Genomic DNA, 2870 nt, shown 5'->3' on the forward strand with positions numbered 1-2870 from the left:
GGCGCTGCTCGTCATCGACCTGATCGTGATCTTCTCGCCCAAGATTCCCGGTCTTTCCTATACGGGCGGCCTAGGTATGACGGGCTGGATCAAGATCCCCGGTATCGGTCTGACCTTCCAGCCGGTTGAGCTTGCCAAGCTCATCACCATCTTCTTCATCGCCACGCTTGGCTCGCAGTACAACGGGCGCATCGATACCGTTCGCGACTACGTTAAGCTCTGCGGCATGCTGTCCATCCCGTTTTTGGCCGTTGTCGCCATGGGCGACCTGGGCTCGGGCCTGGTCGTGCTGGTCTCGGGCGCCATCGTCATTTGCATGAGCGGTGCGCGCCGCGAATGGGTGCTGTCCACCCTGGCTCTGTTGGTGGGCTTGGTGGCGCTTATCTTGGCGCTCGACTCGGTCTTCGATTCGCTGCTCGGCCACGACGTGCTCATCAAGCAGTACCAGATGAACCGCTTGACGGTCTTTATCGACCCCGACAACGCCGATTCGGACGATGCCTACAACCTGCAGCAGTCGCTTATCGCCGTTGGCTCGGGTGGCTTTTTCGGTAAGGGCTTGGGCCATGCGACGCAGTCTGCCGGCGGCTTTCTGCCCGAGTTCCACACCGACTTTGTCTTCGCCTTCCTCTCCGAGACCTTTGGCTTTTGCGGGTCTTTTCTGCTTCTGTGCCTGTATGTGCTGCTGATCCTCTCGACGATTCGCGTCGCCTTTAAGTGCGAGTCGCTGTTCCTGCGCCTGTCGTGCGTGGGTATCGTCGGTATGTGGGCATTTCAGACCTTCGAGAATATCGGCATGTGCATTGGCATGATGCCGATTACCGGTATTCCGCTGCCGTTCATTAGCTTCGGTTCGTCGTCGATGATGATTCAGTTGCTGACGGTGGGTATCGTACAATCCATATGGCGGCATCGTTCGGGCGCCGCGTAACCGCTGGAGGGGTTTGCTATGAAGATTCCCGTGGACAAGCTTACCCGCGCTTTTAAAATGGGCGCGTCTGTTAAGAAGGACTCCGATACGCCGGTGCGCGTTTCGGTCTATCTGGATTCGTCCACCTCGCGCTTTCTGGCCGAGACGGTGCGTGACGCCTTTGTGCCGCAGACGACATCGGGCATTGTGCGCGTCGAGCGTCTGGGGGAGGAGCGAATTGCTCCAAAGACCGATACCGATGTGGTGCTGGTGCTCTCGTGTGGTTCCGACCGCTTGGAGAGTGCCGTGCAGGAGCTCGTGATCGCCGGCGCGCCCGTGTGCGTGCTTGCCGAGTCTGCTGTGGAGGTGCCGTTTATCGAGGAGTCCACGCCCATGCTCGGCGTGGTGGCGGCAACCGATAAGACGTATCTGCTCGAGACGCTTGCCCGCTGGATTCTCGATCGCACCGACAAGGAAACGGCTTTTGCGGCGAACTTTGTCTTCATGCGCATCGCGGCGGCCAATCGTATCGTCACCTCGTGCGCGCTCACCAATATGGCGACCGGTGCGCTGGCGTTTTTGCCGGGCGCCGATTATCCCGTTATGGCGCTGGCGCAGGTGGGCATGCTCTTTGAGCTCGCTGCCGTCTTTGGACGCGGCATTAAGCCTGAGCGCGGCTACGAGGTCGCTGGCGTGCTTGCCGGCGGTCTTGTGATCCGCGCGGTCACCCGCGCGCTCGTCAAACAGACGCCGCATATTGAGTTTGCCGTCAAGGCGCTCACTGCTGCCGCGGGCACCTATGGCATGGGCCGTGCGCTCGTTTCGCTTTACGAGCGCGATGTCGATTACAGCCGTGTCAACGAGGTGGTCACTGCCACGTTCTCCCGCGTTCGCGATCTGGTGACCACGGTCGCGGGCGCTACCCGTCCTATGGCGTCCTACCAAGACGCATCAGATCTCGCTGCTTAGGGGTTTTCCGTTGCGCGTTGCATACCAAGACTGTTTTCATTTAATTGAGCCGTTGCTCGCCAAGGTCGAGAAGCCGAGTCGCTATATCGATCACGAGTGGGGTACGCTTTCCAAGGCCGATGCCGACTACCGTTGCTGCCTGATCTATCCGGATGTGTACGAGGTCGGTCTGCCCAACCAGGGTATCGCCATCCTCTACAACATCCTTAACCAGGCCGAGGGCATCTCCTGCGAGCGTGGCTATGTGCCGTGGCCCGATATGGGTGACGCCATGCGCGAGGCGGGCATTCCGCTGCTCTCGCTCGAGGGTGCAGCGCCGGTCGCTTCGTTTGATATCGTCGGTCTGCATGTGCCGCACGAGATGGCGGTGACGAACTTTCTCGAGGCACTCGACCTCGCTGACATTCCACTGTTGGCGGCCGACCGAGGCGAAGACGACCCCATCATCATCGCCGGCGGCCCCTCGGTGTACAACCCCGAGCCGTATGCGGCCTTCTTCGATGTTATCCTCATCGGCGAGGGCGAGGAGTCGCTGCTCGAGACCTGCCAGCTGCATCGCCGCCTGCGTGACGAAGGAGTCCCGCGCGCGCAGATTGTCGAGCAGCTTGCATCCATTGCCGGCAACTACGTGCCGTCGCTCTATGAGGTTCGTCACGACGAGCCCTGCTCGCCGCATGGCTACACCGTGCCGCGTGAGGGCAAGGATGCGCCGACCGTGGTCTACAAGCGCGTCGTCGAGGATTTCGGCGCCACGAATCCGCTGTCGCAGTCGTGCGTGCCCTATGCGCAGCTTGTCCACGACCGCCTGTCTATCGAGATCCTGCGCGGCTGCGCCCGCGGCTGTCGTTTTTGCCAGGCTGGCATGACGTATCGTCCGGTGCGCGAGCGCTCGGCCGACCAGATCGTCTCGTCGGTGATTCAGGGTCTGGAAAAGACCGGCTATGACGAGGTGTCGCTGACCTCGCTCTCCACGACCGACCACTCCTGCATC

The 2870-nt window shown here is 61.0% G+C and carries 3 protein-coding genes; all 3 read left to right on the plus strand.

From position 1 onward, the window contains the following. Positions 1-931: FtsW/RodA/SpoVE family cell cycle protein (locus tag AB5Z14_RS10115; protein WP_368131295.1), on the plus strand; the 931-nt coding region annotated here is incomplete at its 5' end. An 18-nt stretch (positions 932-949) separates the two neighbouring features. After that, positions 950-1879, plus strand: a complete 930-nt coding sequence (locus tag AB5Z14_RS10120; RefSeq protein WP_368131296.1) for a YcjF family protein — start codon at positions 950-952, stop codon at positions 1877-1879. Positions 1880-1889: 10 nt separating this feature from the next. Then, a partial coding sequence (locus tag AB5Z14_RS10125; protein ID WP_368131297.1) for a radical SAM protein occupies positions 1890-2870 on the plus strand: 981 nt, incomplete at its 3' end.

Source organism: Collinsella aerofaciens (assembly GCF_040910265.1).
Lineage (GTDB): Bacteria > Actinomycetota > Coriobacteriia > Coriobacteriales > Coriobacteriaceae > Collinsella > Collinsella aerofaciens_BK.

Coding starts and splice junctions, on each gene's coding strand:
- AB5Z14_RS10120 (WP_368131296.1), top strand. CDS start 950: ATGAAGATTCCCGTGGACAAGCTTACCCGCGCTTTTAAAATGGGCGCG.